Raw genomic sequence first — 17,382 nt, forward strand, 5'->3', positions numbered from 1 at the left:
CGAACCCGGAAGCTAAGCCTTACAGCGCCGATGGTACTGCAGGGGGGACCCTGTGGGAGAGTAGGACACCGCCGAACTCCTTTTAGAGCTCTGGCTCTTGGGCACAAGCCCAAGAGCCAGAGCTTTTTTGCGTTGAGGTAGGGTCGGGGAGAAAAGTTGGCTCGTTTCCCACCACAGGAGGCCCCCGGGTGGAGGTCCAGGAGACGCGTGTCCAAACGGACCGTGTCCTCACCATCCCGAACATCCTCAGCATGGCGCGTCTCGTCGGCGTGCCCGTCTTCCTGTGGTTGATCCTCAGGCCCGAGTTCGGCGGGCCCAAGAGCGACGGCTGGGCCCTGCTGGTACTCCTCTTCAGCGGCGTCAGCGACTACCTGGACGGCAAGCTCGCCCGGCGCTGGAACCAGATCAGCAACCTCGGCCGGCTGCTGGACCCCGCCGCGGACCGGCTGTACGTGCTGTCGACGCTGGTCGGACTCACCTGGCGGGAGATTCTGCCGCTCTGGTTGACGGCCGTACTACTTCTGCGTGAGCTGGTTCTGCTGGTGATGGTGGGGATCCTTCGGCGGCACGGCTATCCGCCGCCGCAGGTGAACTTCCTCGGGAAGGCCGCGACGTTCAATCTGATGTACGCGTTCCCGCTCCTCCTGCTCAGTGACGGAAGCGGTTGGATCTCGTCACTCGCTGCTATTTTCGGATGGGCGTTCGCAGGGTGGGGTACAACCCTGTACTGGTGGGCAGGAGTGCTCTACGTGGTGCAGGTCCGTCGCCTGGTTCGTGCGGACGCCACAGCCGATTGAGCTCGGCGATTGTCCGGACGTGGTGGCCCCTCGATTGCTCTCGATGGCCCGCGGCGGAAAAGTGCGGGACAATCTGGACGGGTGAAGTCGGCTAGACCGTCATCTCTTAGAGGAGGACGCTTCCGACATGAAGGCCGTCGTGATGGCCGGTGGTGAAGGCACTCGCCTTCGCCCCATGACCTCCAGCATGCCCAAGCCACTCCTTCCGGTCGTCAACCGACCGATCATGGAGCATGTGCTACGGCTGCTCAAAAGGCATGGGCTCACCGAGACCGTCGTCACTGTGCAGTTCCTGGCATCGCTGGTCAAGAACTACTTCGGGGACGGCGAGGAGCTCGGTATGGAGCTCACCTATGCCAACGAGGAGAAGCCACTCGGTACCGCCGGAAGCGTCAAGAACGCCGAAGAGGCGTTGAAGGACGATGCCTTCCTCGTCATATCCGGCGATGCGCTGACCGACTTCGACCTCACCGAACTGATCAACTTCCACAAGGCAAAGGGCGCGCTCGTCACGGTCTGCCTGACGCGTGTGCCCAATCCGCTGGAATTCGGCATCACCATCGTTGACGAGGAAGGCAAGGTCGAGCGCTTCCTCGAGAAGCCGACCTGGGGTCAGGTCTTCTCCGACACGGTGAACACGGGCATCTATGTCATGGAGCCCGAAGTATTCGACTACGTCGAGGCCGACGTTCCCGTCGACTGGTCCGGCGATGTCTTCCCGCAACTGATGAAGGAAGGCAAGCCGATCTACGGCTACATCGCCGAGGGCTACTGGGAGGACGTCGGTACCCATGAGTCGTACGTGAAGGCGCAGGCCGACGTCCTGGAGGGGAAGGTCGACGTCGACATCGACGGCTTCGAGATATCCCCCGGTGTATGGGTCGCGGAGGGGGCCGAGGTGCATGCGGACGCCGACCTGCGGGGCCCGTTGTACATCGGTGACTACGCCAAGGTGGAGGCCGGCGCGGAAATCCGGGAGCACACCGTCGTCGGCTCCAATGTCGTCGTGAAGAGCGGCGCCTTCCTGCACCGGGCCGTCGTCCACGACAACGTGTACGTCGGGCAGCACAGCAATCTGCGGGGCTGCGTCGTCGGGAAGAACACCGACATCATGCGGGCCGCGCGGATCGAGGACGGGGCGGTCATCGGTGACGAGTGCCTGATCGGTGAAGAATCGATCGTTCAGGGCAATGTCCGGGTCTATCCCTTCAAGACCATCGAGGCCGGCGCCTTCGTGAACACCTCGGTGATCTGGGAGTCCCGGGGCCAGGCTCATCTGTTCGGCGCACGTGGTGTGTCCGGGATCCTGAACGTCGAGATCACGCCGGAGCTGGCCGTGCGGCTGGCCGGCGCGTATGCCACCACCCTGAAGAAGGGGTCCACCGTCACGACGGCCCGTGACCACTCCCGTGGTGCCCGTGCGCTCAAGCGGGCGGTGATCTCCGCACTCCAGGCCAGCGCCATCGACGTACGCGACCTGGAGAACGTGCCGTTGCCCGTGGCGCGGCAGCAGACCGGGCGGGGCAGCGCCGGCGGGATCATGATCCGGACCTCGCCCGGGGTGCCGGACTCCGTCGACATCATGTTCTTCGACGGACAGGGCGCCGACCTCTCCCAGGCCAGCCAGCGCAAGCTGGACCGGATCTTCGCGCGGCAGGAGTACCGGCGCGCGTTCCCCGGTGAGATCGGTGACCTGTACTTCCCGGCCAGCGTCTTCGACTCGTACACCGGGTCTCTGCTGCGGAACGTGGACACGACCGGGATCGCCGAAGCGGGTCTGAAGGTCGTCGTGGACGCCTCGAACGGCAGCGCCGGGCTCGTGCTGCCCAGCCTGCTCGGCAAACTCGGTGTGGACTCGTTGACCATCAACCCCGGCCTGAACGAGGCCAGGCCCACGGAGACGGCCGACCAGCGCCGAGCGGGGCTGGTGCGTCTCGGTGAGATCGTGGCGTCCTCGCGGGCCGCGTTCGGTGTGCGGTTCGACCCGGTCGGTGAGCGGCTGTCCCTGGTGGACGAGAAGGGCCGCATCATCGAGGACGACAGGGCGCTGCTGGTGATGCTCGACCTGGTCGCCGCCGAGCGGCGCAGCGGGCGGGTGGCGCTTCCGGTCACCACGACCAGGATCGCCGAGCAGGTGGCGGCGTACCACGGCACCCAGGTCGAGTGGACGACCACCTCCCCCGACGACCTCACGCGCGTGGGGCGCGAGGAGGGCACCATCTTCGGTGGTGACGGCAAGGGCGGGTTCATCGTTCCGGAGTTCAGCAGCGTCTACGACGGCACGGCCGCCTTCGTGCGTCTGATCGGTCTGGTGGCGCGGACGCAGCTCACTCTCAGCCAGATCGACGCCCGGATCCCGAAGGCGCATGTCCTCAAGCGCGACCTGGCCACCCCGTGGGCTGTCAAGGGACTGGTCATGCGGCGTGTCGTCGAGGCGGCCGGGGATCGCTTTGTCGACACCACGGACGGCGTGCGGGTCGTCGAGACCGACGGGCGCTGGGTGATGGTGCTGCCCGACCCGGCCGAGGCGGTCACCCATCTGTGGGCCGAGGGGCCCGACGACGCCTCCGCGCAGGCCCTGTTGGACGAGTGGTCGGCGACCGTGGACAGCGCCGGACGGTAAAACCGCTGCACGCGTGCGTGCCGGACACGTGTCCCCACGGGGGCCGGTCCGGCACGCCGGTGGGGCCGTTCGGAGGTACCGGTCGCAACGTGCGACGATGTGCGGCATGCCGCAGCAACCCCCCGTTCGGAGCAGCGCCGCCCGGCCGTCGCGCCCGGACGCCTCCATGTCGTTGATCACCAACGTCATGGACCACAGCCTCGACGACGGGTATGCGGAGGCGGCCGCGCGGAAGCGGGCCAAGGGTGAGGCCGGCGGCATGCCGAAGACCCTCCGGGCCAGGCTGGGCCTCGCCGGTGGTCTGGTGCTTGCGGCACTCGTGGTGACCGTGGGAGCGGCACAGGCGCGCGTGACGGCGCCCGTGGTGGCCAAGGAGCGCCAGGAGCTCATCGACCGGATCGACCGGGAGAACGCGGCCGCCGACAAGCTGGAGACCAATGTCGACAAGCTGCGGGACGACGTCAGCGCCCGTCAGCGCGCCGCGCTGAAGGAGAGCGGCGGCAGCGGGCAGACGGACCTGGTGGACGTCCTGTCGGGCGCCACGGCGGTGCACGGTCCCGGCGTGAAGCTGGTGGTGAACGACGCCAAGGAGGCCTCCTCGGGCGGCGACGCCGGCAATCCCCGGGAGACCTCGGGGTTCTCCGACACCGGCCGGGTGCGCGACCATGACATGCAGCGCGTCGTGAACGGGCTGTGGGCCTCGGGTGCCGAGGCGATCTCCGTCAACGGGCAGCGGCTGACCGCCCTGTCCGCGATCAGGGCCGCGGGGGACGCGATACTGGTCGACAACAGGCCGCTGGTACCGCCGTACACGGTACTGGCGGTGGGGGACGGGCAGAGGCTCGGCTCCAGGTTCCAGGACAGCCCTGACGGGTTGTACCTGCATGCCCTGGAGGAGAACTTCGACATCCGGGCGACCATCTCCACGGAGAGTGACGTGCGGTTGCCCGCCGCGCCGAGTGTGATCGTACGTACAGCACAGCCGTACACCGAGAAGACTGAGAAGGGCACATCGTGATCGCCGTACTTGGCCTCGTCGTGGGCGTCGTGGCCGGACTGTTGGTCCGGCCTGAGGTTCCGGCGGTCGTCGAGCCGTATCTGCCGATCGCCGTCGTCGCGGCGCTCGACGCCGTCTTCGGTGGTCTGCGGGCCATGCTGGACGGGATCTTCGACGACAAGGTCTTCGTGGTGTCGTTCCTGTCGAACGTGGTGGTGGCCGCGCTGATCGTCTTCCTCGGCGACAAGTTGGGTGTGGGCTCGCAGCTGTCCACGGGGGTCGTGGTGGTCCTCGGTATCCGCATCTTCTCCAACGCCGCGGCGATCCGGCGGCACGTGTTCAGGGCGTGAGCGGCATGAGTGAACACGAGGAGCGGCCGGAGCACCGGCTGCGCAGAGAACTCCCGGCCGAGGTGCCCGCCGCGGCGGAGGCCGAGTCCGCCGCCGAACCGAAGCCGGAGGCCGGGCTGACCGGCCGCCGGAGGCTGGTCCAGGGGCTGTGGCCACCACGCGTGAGCAGGGCCCAACTGATCGTCGCGGTGCTGCTGTTCGGTCTCGGATTCGGGCTCGCCGTGCAGGTGGCGTCGAACAGCGACAGCGACAGCGCGCTGCGCGGGGCCCGCCAGGAAGATCTTGTGCGCATCCTCGATGAACTGGACGACCGTACTCAGCGTCTTGAGGACGAGAAGACAGGACTCGAGAAGCAGCGAGAGGAGTTGCAGAGCAGCTCCGACCAGGCGGCGGAGGCCCGCCGGCAGACGGCCGAGAAGGAGAGGCAACTCGGCATTCTCGCGGGCACCGTGGCGGCGCAGGGTCCTGGCATCACGATGACGGTCGACGACCCGAAGGGGACGGTGCAGGCGGACATGCTGCTCGACGCGATCCAGGAGCTGCGTGCGGCCGGTGCGGAGGCGATCCAGGTCAACGGGGTACGGGTGATCGCCGGCACCTACCTCACCGACTCCGGGAAGAGTGTGAGCGTCGACGGGAACAAGATCACCCAGCCCTACGTTTTCAGGGTGATCGGCAAGCCGCAGGACCTCGAACCGGCTCTCAACATCCCCGGAGGCGTGGTGCAGACCCTGGAGAAGGAACAGGCGACTGTGACCGTCGAGCGGTCCACCAAGATCGTCGTGGATGCCTTGCGACCGGCGAAGCAGCCTGACTACGCTCGGTCGTCCTCACAGTGAACCGGCGGTGCATGGGGGACGTCGGGCGGGGGCATGAGGATGCGGGGGGTCGGCGCACCGGGGAACCGGAGCGTGGTGGAAACTGTCTGGTGGATACGGACGTTGTGTGGTTGTCCGGGTCGGCCGGTTTATTCAGTCAGGGTTCGTCCTGCCCCACGGGCGGGTCTGTTTCGGTCAAGGGGAATCGCCCGTGAAGTTGTTTGCGAAGTTGTTCGGCAAGAGCGCGCGAGAGGGTAGCGACAACGCGACCGCTCGCCATCGGGCACAGCCCGACACGGAGGGCCAGCGCCCGCTGTTCCGGGACCAGGTGGCTGGTCCGGGGGGTGACATTTCGGGAGGTCAGGGCGCGCCGTCAGTTGACCCGTCCCAGTCCGGCGGCATAGGTTTCGGGCAACCGTCAACCTCAGGTGCGGGTGGAGGGTTTACCTCCGGCCCGTACGCGTCCAACGCCCCGGCGGGGCAGCCGCGGCAGGAGGATCCGTCCATGTCGGCCCTGGTTTGTACGAGGTGCGGTAACCGCAACGCGGAGAACGCCCGCTTCTGTTCCAACTGCGGAGCTCCGCTGCGTGCGGGCGCCGTCCCCGAGCGTGCGTCGGAGACGACGTCCACGATCTCGATCTCCGGTCTGGAGGCCTACGACGCCGAGGTCACCGGCCAGACCCAGATGCCGTCGCTCTCGCCCGAGGCGCAGGCGGCGGTCGACGCGCTGCCGCTCGGCTCCGCGCTGCTGGTTGTGCGCCGTGGCCCCAACTCGGGCAGCCGCTTCCTGCTGGACAGCGACCTGACCACCGCCGGCCGCCACCCGCAGAGCGACATCTTCCTGGACGACGTGACGGTCTCGCGTCGGCACGTGGAGTTCCGCCGCCAGCCGGACGGCTCGTTCACGGTGGCCGACGTCGGCAGCCTCAACGGTACGTACGTCAACCGGGAGCGCATCGACCAGGTCGCTCTGTCGAACGGTGACGAGGTCCAGATCGGCAAGTACCGGCTGGTCTTCTACGCGAGCCGACAGGGGATCTGACCCCGCCGGACCTCGTCCGGGGGACCCCAGGGAAGAAGGTCCATGCTGCACACACCGAGCGGCGGTACCGGTCACGGCACCGCCGCCACGGAACCCGGGCTGATGAGCATCGGCACGGTGCTGAACGTGCTGCGCGACGAGTTCCCCGAAGTCACCATCTCCAAGATCCGTTTCCTGGAGTCGGAGGGGCTCATCGAGCCGCGCCGGACCCCTTCCGGGTACCGGAAGTTCAGCGCCGGGGACGTGGAGCGTCTGGGACACGTGCTGCGGATGCAGCGGGACCACTATCTGCCGCTCAAGGTCATCCGGGAGTACCTGGAAGCCATGGAGCGTGGCGAGGCGGTGCAGCTGCCCGTGCTGGGGCGGCAGCGCGACGGTGAGGCGGTGCCGACGGTTCCCGAGGTGCCGACGGTGGCCCGGATCGGCCGGGACGAGCTGCTCGCGGCCGCCGACATCGACGAGAACTGCCTCACGGAGTGGGAGTCGTACGGACTGATCGCTCCGCTGGAGGGCGGCGTGTACGACGCGGAGACGGTCACCGTGGCCTCGCTCGTGGCCGAGCTGGGCCGGTTCGGGATCGAGCCGCGTCATCTTCGGGTGATGAAGGCCGCCGCCGATCGCGAGGCCGGCCTGGTGGACCAGGTGGTGGCCCCGCTCAAGCGCCACCGCAACCCGCAGACCAGGGCCCATGCGGAGGCCCGTACCAAGGAGCTGGCGGCGCTCACGATGAAGCTGCACGCCGCACTGGTGCAGACCGCGCTCGGGGTGCGGCTGCCGTGAGTACCACGACAGGACCCGGGCGGAGGCCGGATCGGGCGCGCGTTCCCGGCCCGACTACCCAAACGTCCCGGGCACGGCCTAGGGTTGCTGTGTGAACGAGCTCGATGTCGTAGGTGTCCGGGTGGAAATGCCCTCCAACCAACCGATCGTGCTCCTGCGCGAAGTGGGAGGCGACCGTTACCTCCCCATCTGGATCGGGCCGGGGGAGGCGACGGCGATCGCGTTCGCCCAGCAGGGCATGGCGCCTGCCAGGCCGCTGACCCACGACCTGTTCAAGGACGTGCTGGAGGCCGTCGGCCAGGAGCTCACCGAGGTGCGCATCACGGACCTGCGGGAGGGCGTCTTCTACGCGGAGCTGGTCTTCGCCAGCGGGGTCGAGGTGAGCGCCCGTCCGTCCGACGCCATAGCGCTGGCGCTGCGCACCGGAACGCCGATCTACGGCAGCGACACGGTGCTGGACGACGCGGGCATCGCGATCCCGGACGAGCAGGAGGACGAGGTGGAGAAGTTCCGCGAGTTCCTCGACCAGATCTCGCCCGAGGACTTCGGCACCAGCAGCCAGTGAGAGACCCGAGCGGCCCGTCATCCACCGGAAGGTCGGTGACGGGCCGGTTCGCGGCTGGTCACAGCCGAAACTCATGGGCAATTGCCAGCGGCCATTGAGAGCGTCCTACGGCTTGCCGCCAGAGCATTCGGCTAGCCTTTCCCCGCGGTGGAGCACGGGAAACCACTCCTAGGGTGATTATCACTCGGCGTGCCGAGTGTGGCGATCGTTGACGCACCCCTGGTGACTGCCTACCGTCGAGAAGGCAGGTCAAGGACGGAGGTCGGCGTGAGAAGCAGCGGCGACGGTACGGCTGGGGGTGCCCCGGAACGCGGTTTCGGGGAGAGTGGTCGGTACCCGCACGCCCCGCAGCGGCCGATCGCAGTGCCGAGCGGCGGAGGGGCGGCGTCCATGGCGACCGAGGAGATCGGCTACCGCGGGCCCACGGCCTGCGCGGCGGCTGGCATCACCTACCGGCAGCTCGACTACTGGGCTCGTACCGGCCTGGTCGAGCCCAGCGTGCGGCCCGCCCACGGGTCGGGCACCCAGCGTCTGTACAGCTTCCGGGACGTCGTCGTCCTGAAGATCGTCAAGCGGTTCCTGGACACCGGGGTGTCCCTCCAGAACATCCGCACCGCCGTCCAGCACCTGAGGGAACGCGGTTTCCGTGACCTGGAGCGCATGACCCTGATGAGCGACGGCGCCACGGTCTACGAGTGCTCCTCACCGGACGAGGTCCACGCCCTGCTCCAGGGCGGTCAGGGCGTCTTCGGGATCGCGGTCGGCGTGGTGTGGCGGGACGTGGAGAGCGCGCTCTCCCAGCTGCATGGCGAGCGCGTCGACACCGGCGAGACGCTCGTCGGGCACAACCCCGCCGACGAACTTGCCCGGCGGCGCAACCGGGCGGTCTGAAGTCCTGGCCCGAGGGCCCACAGGACTGCTTCTGATGCCCCGGCACGGGTCCGTGCCGGGGCATTGTCAGTGGTGTGGTGCAGCATCGGAGATGTGAGAAACGCGCCCACGATCCTGCATCTCGACATGGATGCCTTCTTCGCCTCGGTGGAACAGGCGTCCAAGCCGAGCCTGCGCGGGAAGGCCGTGGTCGTGGGCGGCCTCGGGCCACGCGGTGTGGTGGCCACCGCGTCGTACGAGGCCCGGGTGTTCGGGGTGCACTCCGCGATGCCGATGGGGCAGGCACGGCGGCTGGCACCGAACGCCGCGTATCTGGTGCCGCGCTTCGGGCTGTACCGGTCGGTCAGCGAGCAGGTGATGGGGCTGCTGCGCGGGCTGTCGCCGCTTGTGGAGCCGCTCAGCCTGGACGAGGCGTTCGTGGATCTGGAGGCCGGTGAGGTGGCCTGGGACGCGGAGTCGGCGCGGCTGGTGGGGGAGAGGCTGCGCGCGGACATACGGGCCGTCACGGGGCTCTCCGGGTCCGTCGGGCTCGCCGCCTCCAAGATGCTCGCGAAGATCGCCTCCGAGGAGGCCAAGCCCGACGGCTTGGTGCTGATCGAGCCGGGCACGGAGCGGGCGATGCTGGGGCCGATGCCGGTGCGGATCCTGCCGGGGGTGGGGCCGGCGACCGGGGACCATCTGCGGCGGGCCGGGATCACCACGGTCGACGAGATCGCCGGGGCGGGGGAGGACGAGCTGGTACGGCTGCTCGGCAAGGCCCACGGGCACGCGCTGTACGCGATGGCGCTCGCGCACGACGAGCGGCCCGTGGTGGCCGAGCGGGAGACCAAGTCGGTGTCGGTCGAGGACACCTACGACGTGGACATCCACGACCGGCTGCGGGTGGGGCTTGAGGTGCAGCGGCTGGCCGACCGGTGTGTGCGGCGGCTGCGGGGGGCCGGGCTGTCGGGGCGGACCATCGTGCTGAAGGTACGGCGGTACGACTTCTCGACGCTCACCCGGTCGGAGACGTTGCGGGGGCCGACCGACGATCCGGCGGTGGTGCGGGAGGCGGCCGCGCGGTTGCTGGACTCGGTGGACACGACGGGGGGTGTGCGGTTGCTGGGGGTGGGGGTGTCGGGGCTGGCCGACTACACACAGGAGGATCTGTTCGCGCAGGCGGCGGCGGGGGAGGGGGCGGCGGAGTTCGCGGCGGAGGAGGAGGTTGCGGAGCCGGTCGCCGAGCGGGAGGTGGTCGCCGAGCGGCGGTGGCCCTCGGGGCACGATGTGCGGCATGCCGAGTACGGGCACGGGTGGGTGCAGGGAAGTGGGCTGGGGCGGGTGACGGTGCGGTTCGAGACGCCGGGGGCGGTGGGGCCGGGGAGGGTGCGGACGTTTCGGGTCGAGGATCCTGAGCTGGAGCCGGCTGAGCCGTTGCCGTTGGTGCCGGGGATTTCGGTGGACGGGGTGCGTATGTGACTGGCGTCAGGCCGGGCGGGGGTGGGGACGCTCACCGGCGCTTGCCGGGTGCCGCTGCGCCCACCCGTGCCGCCCTGCGGCACGCCTGCCCGCAGCTGGGTGGCTGAAGAGGGGCGGCTGGGCAGCGCCCCGTAAGGGGCGCGGGGCTGTATCGATTTGCGGCTACCGCCGCGTGGGCGCGAGCAACCCCCACTCACCGGTAGCCGAACCACTACCGGACCCGGCGTCGGCGTCACGCACCCGCGTCCTCCGTGCCTGCCAGTTTGCCGAAGTGGTGGTCGGGGTGGTCGTGGGGCGGGGGAGTCGTGTCGAGGCCGTAGTGGTGGTAGAGCTGGAGTTCCTGTTCCGGGGAGAGGTGGCGGCCCACGCCGAAGTCGGGGGCGTCCTTGATCAGGGCGCGGTCGAAGGGGATGCGCAGGGTGCCCTCGACCAGTTCGCTGGGTTCCAGGGGCACGAAGGCGTCCCGGGAGAACAGGCCGGTGCGTATGGCCGCCCACTCCGGCACGCCCGTCGCGTCGTCGAGGTACACCTCGTCGATCGTGCCGATCTTCGTGCCGTTGCGGTCGAACGCCTTGCGGCCGATCAGGTTGCGCGGATCGATGTCGGTCTCCACGGGCCCTCCACTTGGTCGCAACTCATCCGTAAGCACTACAAAAGAGCACATTGAAGGAGGCGGCCACTCGAAGGCTCCGGTGTTGCCCGCGCTGGTAGGCTGGCAGGCGGCTGCTGACCCCGTGCGGGAGAGTCCTCCGGGCAACCGGAGGCGCCGAAGGAGCAAATCCTCCCCGGAATCTCTCAGGCTCACGTACCGCACGGACGAGGTCACTCTGGAAAGCAGGGCGGACGTCGACGGTGTCCGCCCTCACCGACGGTGAAAGCCGGGAGACCGCAGGGGCGGCCCCGGTGAAGCTCTCAGGTTGAGATGACAGAGGGGGAGGCCGTCGGGGTACCCGCGCCGGGGTACCCCTCGAAGGTCGCGTCAGACCAGGAGGCCTCCGCAATGACCGCCCAGCGTATTCCGCTCTCAGAGCTTGAGCAGGGTATCCCCTTCGAGCAGCGCCACATCGGGCCCGATCATGAGGCTCGGGCCAAGATGCTCGCCCAGGTCGGGTACGGCTCGCTCGACGAGCTGACCGCCGCCGCCGTGCCGGACGTGATCAAGAACGCCGACCGCCTGGAGCTGCCGGGCGCCCGGACCGAGGCCGAGGTGCTGGCCGAGCTGCGGTCGCTGGCCGACCGGAACCAGGTGCTCGACTCGATGATCGGGCTGGGGTACTACGGGACCTTCACGCCTCCCGTCATCCTGCGCAACGTGATGGAGAATCCCGCCTGGTACACGGCCTACACGCCCTACCAGCCGGAGATCTCCCAGGGCCGGCTGGAAGCGCTGCTGAACTTCCAGACCGTGGTCGCCGACCTCACCGGGCTGCCCACCTCCGGTGCCTCGCTGCTCGACGAGGGCACGGCCGCCGCCGAGGCCATGGCGCTGTCGCTGCGCATGGGGAAGAACAAGAAGGGCGTCTTCGTCGTCGACGCGGACGCCCTGCCGCAGACCATCGCCGTGATCCAGACCCGGGCCGAGCCGACGGGTGTGGAGGTCGTGGTCGCCGACCTCGCCGACGGCATTCCGGCGGACCTGGCCGCGCGTGAGATCAACGGGGTGCTCGTCCAGTACCCCGGCGCCTCCGGTGCCGTACGCGACATCAAGGCCGTCGTCGAGCAGGCCCACGAGGTCGGCGCGCTCGTCACCGTCGCCGCCGACCTGCTCGCGCTGACCCTGCTGACCTCGCCGGGCGAGCTCGGGGCCGACATCGCCGTCGGCACCACCCAGCGGTTCGGCGTGCCGATGGGCTTCGGCGGGCCGCACGCCGGTTACATGGCGGTCCGCGAGAAGTTCGCGCGCAGCCTGCCCGGACGGCTCGTGGGCGTCTCCGTGGACGCCGACGGGAACAAGGCGTACCGGCTGGCACTGCAGACCCGCGAGCAGCACATTCGGCGTGAGAAGGCCACCAGCAACATCTGCACCGCGCAGGTGCTGCTCGCCGTGATGGCCGGCATGTACGCCGTCTACCACGGGCCCGAGGGGCTCAGGGGCATCGCCCAGCGCACGCACCGGTACGCCACGATCCTCGCCGCGGGGCTCAAGGCCGGCGGTGTCGGGATCGTCCACGGCGCCTACTTCGACACCCTCACCGCGCGCGTGCCCGGCAAGGCCGCCGAGATCGTCGCCGCCGCCCGCCAGGGGGGCGTCAACCTGCGGCTCGTCGACGCCGACAACGTCTCCATGGCCTGCGACGAGACCACCACCCGCGCCCAGCTGGGCGCCGTCTGGACGGCCTTCGGCGTCGAGGGCGACGTCGAGGCGCTGGACGCCGTCGCCGAGGACACCCTGCCCGAGGCGCTGCTGCGCGCCGACGGCTACCTGACCCACCCCGTCTTCCAGCAGCACCGCTCCGAGACCGCGATGCTGCGCTACCTGCGCCGGCTCGCCGACCGGGACTACGCGCTGGACCGCGGCATGATCCCGCTGGGCTCCTGCACCATGAAGCTCAACGCGACCACCGAGATGGAACCGGTCACCTGGCCCGAGTTCGGCCAGCTGCACCCGTTCGCGCCCGCCGAGCAGGCGCAGGGCTACCTGACCCTCATCCGGGAGCTGGAGGAGCGGCTCGCCGAGGTCACCGGGTACGACAAGGTGTCCCTGCAGCCCAACGCCGGATCGCAGGGCGAGCTGGCCGGGCTGCTCGCCGTACGCGCGTACCACCGCGCCAACGGCGACGCGCAGCGGACCGTGTGCCTGATCCCGTCCTCCGCGCACGGCACCAACGCCGCCAGCGCGGTGATGGCCGGGATGAAGGTCGTCGTCGTGAAGACGGCCGAGGACGGCGAGATCGACGTCGCCGACCTGCGGGCGAAGATCGAGCAGCACCGCGACGAGCTCGCCGTGCTGATGATCACCTACCCGTCCACGCACGGTGTGTTCGAGGAGCACGTCGCCGACATCTGCGCGCAGGTGCACGAGGCCGGCGGACAGGTGTACGTCGACGGCGCCAACCTCAACGCCCTGGTCGGGGTCGCCAAGCCCGGCCACTTCGGCGGGGACGTCTCGCACCTCAACCTGCACAAGACCTTCTGCATCCCGCACGGCGGCGGCGGTCCCGGTGTCGGTCCCGTGGCGGTGCGCGCGCACCTCGCCCCGTACCTGCCGAACCACCCGCTGCAGCCCGCCGCCGGGCCGGCGACGGGCGTCGGGCCGATCTCGGCAGCCCCGTGGGGCTCGGCGGGGATCCTGCCGATCTCGTGGGCGTACGTCCGGCTCATGGGCGGCGAGGGCCTGAAGCGGGCCACGCAGGTGGCCGTGCTCAGCGCCAACTACGTCGCCAAGCGGCTGGAGCCGCACTTCCCCGTGCTCTACACCGGGCCCGGCGGGCTCGTCGCGCACGAGTGCATCATCGACCTGCGGCCGCTGACCAAGGCGACCGGAGTGAGCGTCGACGACGTCGCCAAGCGGCTCATCGACTACGGCTTCCACGCGCCGACGATGTCCTTCCCGGTGGCCGGCACGCTGATGATCGAGCCGACCGAGTCCGAGGACCTCGGCGAGCTGGACCGGTTCTGCGAGGCGATGATCGCCATTCGGGCGGAGATCGACAAGGTCGGGGCCGGGGAGTGGCCCGCCGACGACAACCCGCTGCGTGGTGCTCCGCACACCGCCGGTGCGCTGGGCGGCGAGTGGAAGCACGCGTACGGCCGGGAGGAGGCCGTCTTCCCGGCTGGGGTGTCCGCCGCCGACAAGTACTGGCCGCCGGTGCGCCGGATCGACCAGGCCTTCGGTGACCGGAACCTGGTGTGCTCGTGCCCGCCGTTGGACGCGTACGAGGACTGACGCACCGGGTTTGCACCGGGTTTGACAGAGGCCCCGCTTCGGCGGGGCCTCTGGTGTGTGGTGCTTGCTACGCCGGGTACGCGTGCGTCTGGGCCGCCTTCACCGTCGCCCAGACCGGGGCCCCGGGGTGCAGGTCCAGTTCGGCGGCGGCGACCGTGGTGAGGTCGGCGGCGAGGGCGAGTTCGCCCGTCAGGTCGGCGCGGATCTGGTCGCCGTGGGTCTCCAGGCCGGCGACCTCGCAGCGCCAGAGGTTGCGGGCGCTGGCGCCCGTGGGACGGTCCCGGAAGAGGGTGACGGCGCTCGGCGGGAACGCGACGAAGACGTCACCGGTGAGGTCCTCGGTGGTGGTGATGGCGGGGCCCGTGTCCAGCTCGACCGTGTGGCCCTCGGCGCGGCCCCGGTAGAGGTTGAGGCCGACCAGGTGGGCGATGTAGTCGGTGCGGGGGTGGCGGGCGATGTCGGCGGGGGTGCCCTCCTGGACGACCTTGCCGTGTTCGATGACGATCAGGCGGTCGGCCAGCACCATGGCGTCCAGCGGGTCGTGTGTGACCAGGACCGCGACCGCCTCGAACTCGACCAGGTGGCGGCGGAGTTGGGAACGTACGTCCAGGCGGGTACGGGCGTCGAGGGCGGCGAGCGGTTCGTCCAGGAGCAGCAGGCGGGGGCGGGTGGCCAGGGCGCGGGCCAGCGCGACGCGCTGGGCCTGGCCGCCGGAGAGACGGCGGGGTTTGACGCCGGCGTGTTCGGCGAGGCCCATGCGGTCGAGCCAGGCGGCCGCCTGGGTGCGGGCCTCGGCCTTCGTCGCGCCGTGGCAGCGGGGGCCGAAGGCGACGTTGTCGAGGGCCGTGAGGTGGGGGAAGAGGAGGTAGTCCTGGAAGACGACGCCCACCGGGCGGGATTCGGGGGGTGTGCGGTCCAACTCCGAGCCGTCCAGGTGGAGGTGGCCGGTGGTGAGGGGGGTGAGGCCGGCGAGGGCGCGGAGGGCCGTGGTCTTTCCGGCGCCGTTGGGGCCCAGGAGGGCGACGACCTCGCCGGGGGCGGCGGTGAGGGTGATGTCCAGGTGGAAGGCGGGGCGGGTGACGACGAGGTGGGCGTGGAGGCCGGTGGGGGTCGGGTGCGGGTGCGTGGTGGGTGCCCGGCCTTCGGCCGGGTTGGGGTTCCCACCCGCACCACCCGTGCGGCTGTCAGTGTCAGGTGCGAGTGGCCCCTGCGGGGGCTGAGCGCCGTCGGCGGCTGCGGGTGGTTCGTGGGGAGGCTGGGAGCCGTTGGCGGGCGCGGGTGGTTCGTGGGGAGGCTGGGCGGAGTCGGCGGGCGCGGGTCGTCCATGGAGAGGCTGGGTGCCGTCGGGGGGCGCTGATGGGCCGTGGGGAGGCGGTGCGCCGTCTGCTGCCCTGGGGTGTGGGTTTGTCATCGGGGTGTCGTCCAGCGGGTCGTCCTCATGATGCCGTCATCCAACGGTCCCGCAACGCCGCCAGCACCGCGATCGACACCGTCAGCAGCACCAGGCTGAGCGCGATCGCCGCGTCGGGGTCGTTCTGCAGGGCGAGGTAGACGGCGAGCGGCATGGTCTGGGTGCGGCCGGGGAAGTTGCCGGCGAACGTGATCGTCGCTCCGAACTCGCCGAGCGCACGCGCCCAGGCCAGGACCGCGCCGGCCGCGATGCCCGGGGCGATGAGCGGGAGCGTGACCCGGCGGAACGCCGTGAAGCGGGAGGCGCCCAGGGTGGTGGCCGCCTCCTCGTAGCGGGGGTCGGCGGCGCGGAGCGTGCCCTCGACGCTGATCACCAGGAACGGCATGGCCACGAAGGACTCGGCGACGACGACCCCGGCCGTGGTGAACGGGAGGGTGATGCCGAACCAGGCGTCCAGCCACTGGCCGACCACCCCGTTGCGCCCGAGGGCGAGCAGCAGGGCCACACCGCCGACCACCGGGGGGAGGACGAGGGGGAGGGTGACCAGCGCGCGCACGAAACCCCGGCCGGGGAACTCCGTGCGGGCCAGCAGCCAGGCCAGGGGGACGCCCAGGACGAGGCTGACGGCCGTCGCCGCCGTGGCGCAGACCAGGGAGAGCTGGAGGGCCTGCCACACCTCCGTGCTGGTCAGCAGGGACGGGAGGCTGCTCCAGGGGGCCCGCACCAGCAGGGCGACCAGTGGCAGGAGCAGGAAGGCCAGAGCTACCGCTCCGGGGAGGAGGAGCGGTAGCGGTACGGCTGCCCGAACGCGCCGGCGCCGTGGGCGGCCCGTGAGGGTGCCGGCCGCGGCCCCGGACGCGTCGGCCTTCGTCACGGCTTGAGGAACCCGGCGTCGTTCAGGACCTGCTGGCCCTCGGCGGACTGCACCAGGGCGATGAACGCCTTGGCCACCGTGGGGTTCGGGGCGTTCTTGAGGAGGGCGATCGGGTAGTCGTTGATCGCGTTGGCGGACTCGGGGAACTCCACGCCCTCCACCTTGCTGCCGGCGGCCTTCACGTCGGTCTTGTAGACGACCGCGGCGTCGGCCTCCTTGAGCACCACCTTGTTGAGGGCGGACTTCACGTCCTCCTCGTAGGAGGCCGGGGTGAGCTTGAGCTTGCTGGCGTCCAGGGCCTTCTGCGCGGCGGCACCGCACGGCACCGTCTTGTCGCAGAGCACGACCTTCAGCGACGACTTCGTCAGGTCCTTCAGCGAGGAGATCTTGTCGGGGTTGCCCGGCAGGGTGGCGATCTCCAACTGGTTGCGGACGAAGGTGGCCGGGGTGGTGGCGGTGTCCTTCTTGTCCGTCACGATCGCCATGGTCTTGGGGCTCGCGGCGGCGAAGACGTCGGCCGGGGCGCCGCTGGTGATCTGCGCGGCGAGGGTGTCGCTGCCGCCGAAGCTGAAGTTGACCTTGGTGCCCGGGTGGGCCTTCTCGAAGTCGGCCTTCAGGGTCGTGAAGCTCTCCTGCAGCGAGGCCGCCGCGAACACGGTGATCGAGCCCGACAGCTTGGGCGTCGCCGCCGCCGACGTGTCCGACTTCGTCGTCGCCGACGAGTCGTCGGAGGAGGAACAGGCGCTCAGGGCCAGCAGGGCCGCGACCGAGGCACCGGCCACCTGGAGCGTCCGCCGGGTCCGGCGCACGGAACGGGTCATCACGAGTGAACTCCTCTGATTTCAATGAGAAAACTGTCGCGCCCTGCTACGACCTGTGTATCAGCCGCC

Annotated in this window: 15 protein-coding genes, 1 rRNA gene and 1 riboswitch; of the genes, 12 read left to right on the top strand and 4 right to left on the bottom strand. The window is 70.0% G+C overall.

Features of this window, described 5'->3' with window-relative positions; all coding sequences use genetic code 11:
• The 11 genes from rrf to KVT45_RS41190 form a co-directional block, all read left to right on the top strand.
• Nucleotides 1–77, top strand: a 5S ribosomal RNA gene (gene rrf / locus KVT45_RS41140); the annotation flags it as partial.
• Between the two features lie 111 nt (nucleotides 78–188).
• Entirely contained in the window at nucleotides 189–797 is a 609-nt protein-coding gene (gene pgsA / locus KVT45_RS41145; protein WP_217554532.1) for a CDP-diacylglycerol--glycerol-3-phosphate 3-phosphatidyltransferase, read from the top strand.
• 127 nt (nucleotides 798–924) lie between these two features.
• A complete protein-coding gene (locus KVT45_RS41150) occupies nucleotides 925–3,420 on the top strand; it encodes a mannose-1-phosphate guanyltransferase (RefSeq protein ID WP_217554533.1) in 2,496 nt (831 codons plus the stop codon).
• A gap of 106 nt (nucleotides 3,421–3,526) precedes the next feature.
• Complete coding sequence (locus KVT45_RS41155; RefSeq protein ID WP_254648110.1) at nucleotides 3,527–4,438, top strand: DUF881 domain-containing protein; 912 nt, start codon at nucleotides 3,527–3,529, stop codon at nucleotides 4,436–4,438.
• Nucleotides 4,435–4,767, top strand: a complete 333-nt coding sequence (locus tag KVT45_RS41160; RefSeq protein ID WP_046727248.1) for a small basic family protein — start codon at nucleotides 4,435–4,437, stop codon at nucleotides 4,765–4,767. Before KVT45_RS41155 ends, KVT45_RS41160 begins: the two co-directional genes overlap by 4 nt.
• A 5-nt stretch (nucleotides 4,768–4,772) precedes the next feature.
• Nucleotides 4,773–5,606: a DUF881 domain-containing protein gene (locus KVT45_RS41165; protein ID WP_217554535.1), complete on the top strand. Its 834-nt coding sequence runs from the start codon at nucleotides 4,773–4,775 to the stop codon at nucleotides 5,604–5,606.
• 190 nt (nucleotides 5,607–5,796) lie between these two features.
• Nucleotides 5,797–6,627 (top strand): FHA domain-containing protein, encoded by an 831-nt coding sequence (locus KVT45_RS41170; protein WP_217554622.1) that lies wholly within the window; start codon nucleotides 5,797–5,799, stop codon nucleotides 6,625–6,627.
• A 42-nt stretch (nucleotides 6,628–6,669) separates the two neighbouring features.
• Complete coding sequence (locus KVT45_RS41175; protein WP_217554536.1) at nucleotides 6,670–7,407, top strand: MerR family transcriptional regulator; 738 nt, start codon at nucleotides 6,670–6,672, stop codon at nucleotides 7,405–7,407.
• Between the two features lie 91 nt (nucleotides 7,408–7,498).
• Nucleotides 7,499–7,972, top strand: a complete 474-nt coding sequence (locus tag KVT45_RS41180; protein WP_026253112.1) for a bifunctional nuclease family protein — start codon at nucleotides 7,499–7,501, stop codon at nucleotides 7,970–7,972.
• A 267-nt stretch (nucleotides 7,973–8,239) separates the two neighbouring features.
• Nucleotides 8,240–8,863 (top strand): MerR family transcriptional regulator, encoded by a 624-nt coding sequence (locus KVT45_RS41185; protein WP_089105640.1) that lies wholly within the window; start codon nucleotides 8,240–8,242, stop codon nucleotides 8,861–8,863.
• Nucleotides 8,864–8,956: 93 nt separating this feature from the next.
• Nucleotides 8,957–10,321: a DNA polymerase IV gene (locus tag KVT45_RS41190; protein WP_217554537.1), complete on the top strand. Its 1,365-nt coding sequence runs from the start codon at nucleotides 8,957–8,959 to the stop codon at nucleotides 10,319–10,321.
• A gap of 232 nt (nucleotides 10,322–10,553) precedes the next feature.
• Here the strand turns inward: KVT45_RS41190 and KVT45_RS41195 are convergent, their stop codons facing one another.
• Entirely contained in the window at nucleotides 10,554–10,934 is a 381-nt protein-coding gene (locus tag KVT45_RS41195; RefSeq protein ID WP_217554538.1) for a PRC-barrel domain-containing protein, read from the bottom strand.
• A 114-nt stretch (nucleotides 10,935–11,048) separates the two neighbouring features.
• A riboswitch (glycine riboswitch) is annotated at nucleotides 11,049–11,142 on the top strand.
• Between the two features lie 179 nt (nucleotides 11,143–11,321).
• On the opposite strand from KVT45_RS41195, the gene gcvP reads away from it, so the two are divergent.
• The gene (gene gcvP / locus KVT45_RS41200; protein WP_217554539.1) at nucleotides 11,322–14,207 is read left to right on the top strand and encodes an aminomethyl-transferring glycine dehydrogenase; all 2,886 of its coding nucleotides are present in this window, start codon (nucleotides 11,322–11,324) and stop codon (nucleotides 14,205–14,207) included.
• Between the two features lie 67 nt (nucleotides 14,208–14,274).
• Here the strand turns inward: gcvP and KVT45_RS41205 are convergent, their stop codons facing one another.
• Genes KVT45_RS41205 through modA form a run of 3 tightly spaced genes read right to left on the bottom strand, consistent with a single transcriptional unit; the run spans nucleotide 14,275 to nucleotide 17,313 of the window.
• Nucleotides 14,275–15,618, bottom strand: coding sequence for an ABC transporter ATP-binding protein (locus tag KVT45_RS41205; RefSeq protein ID WP_254648112.1), 1,344 nt, complete (start codon nucleotides 15,616–15,618; stop codon nucleotides 14,275–14,277).
• 25 nt (nucleotides 15,619–15,643) lie between these two features.
• A complete protein-coding gene (modB, locus tag KVT45_RS41210) occupies nucleotides 15,644–16,492 on the bottom strand; it encodes a molybdate ABC transporter permease subunit (protein ID WP_217554541.1) in 849 nt (282 codons plus the stop codon).
• Entirely contained in the window at nucleotides 16,489–17,313 is an 825-nt protein-coding gene (gene modA, locus KVT45_RS41215; protein WP_217554543.1) for a molybdate ABC transporter substrate-binding protein, read from the bottom strand. Before modA ends, modB begins: the two co-directional genes overlap by 4 nt.
• Between the last annotated feature and the right edge of the window lie 69 nt (nucleotides 17,314–17,382).

The organism is Streptomyces sp. GbtcB6, assembly GCF_019091475.1.
Taxonomy (GTDB): Bacteria; Actinomycetota; Actinomycetes; order Streptomycetales; family Streptomycetaceae; genus Streptomyces; species Streptomyces hyaluromycini.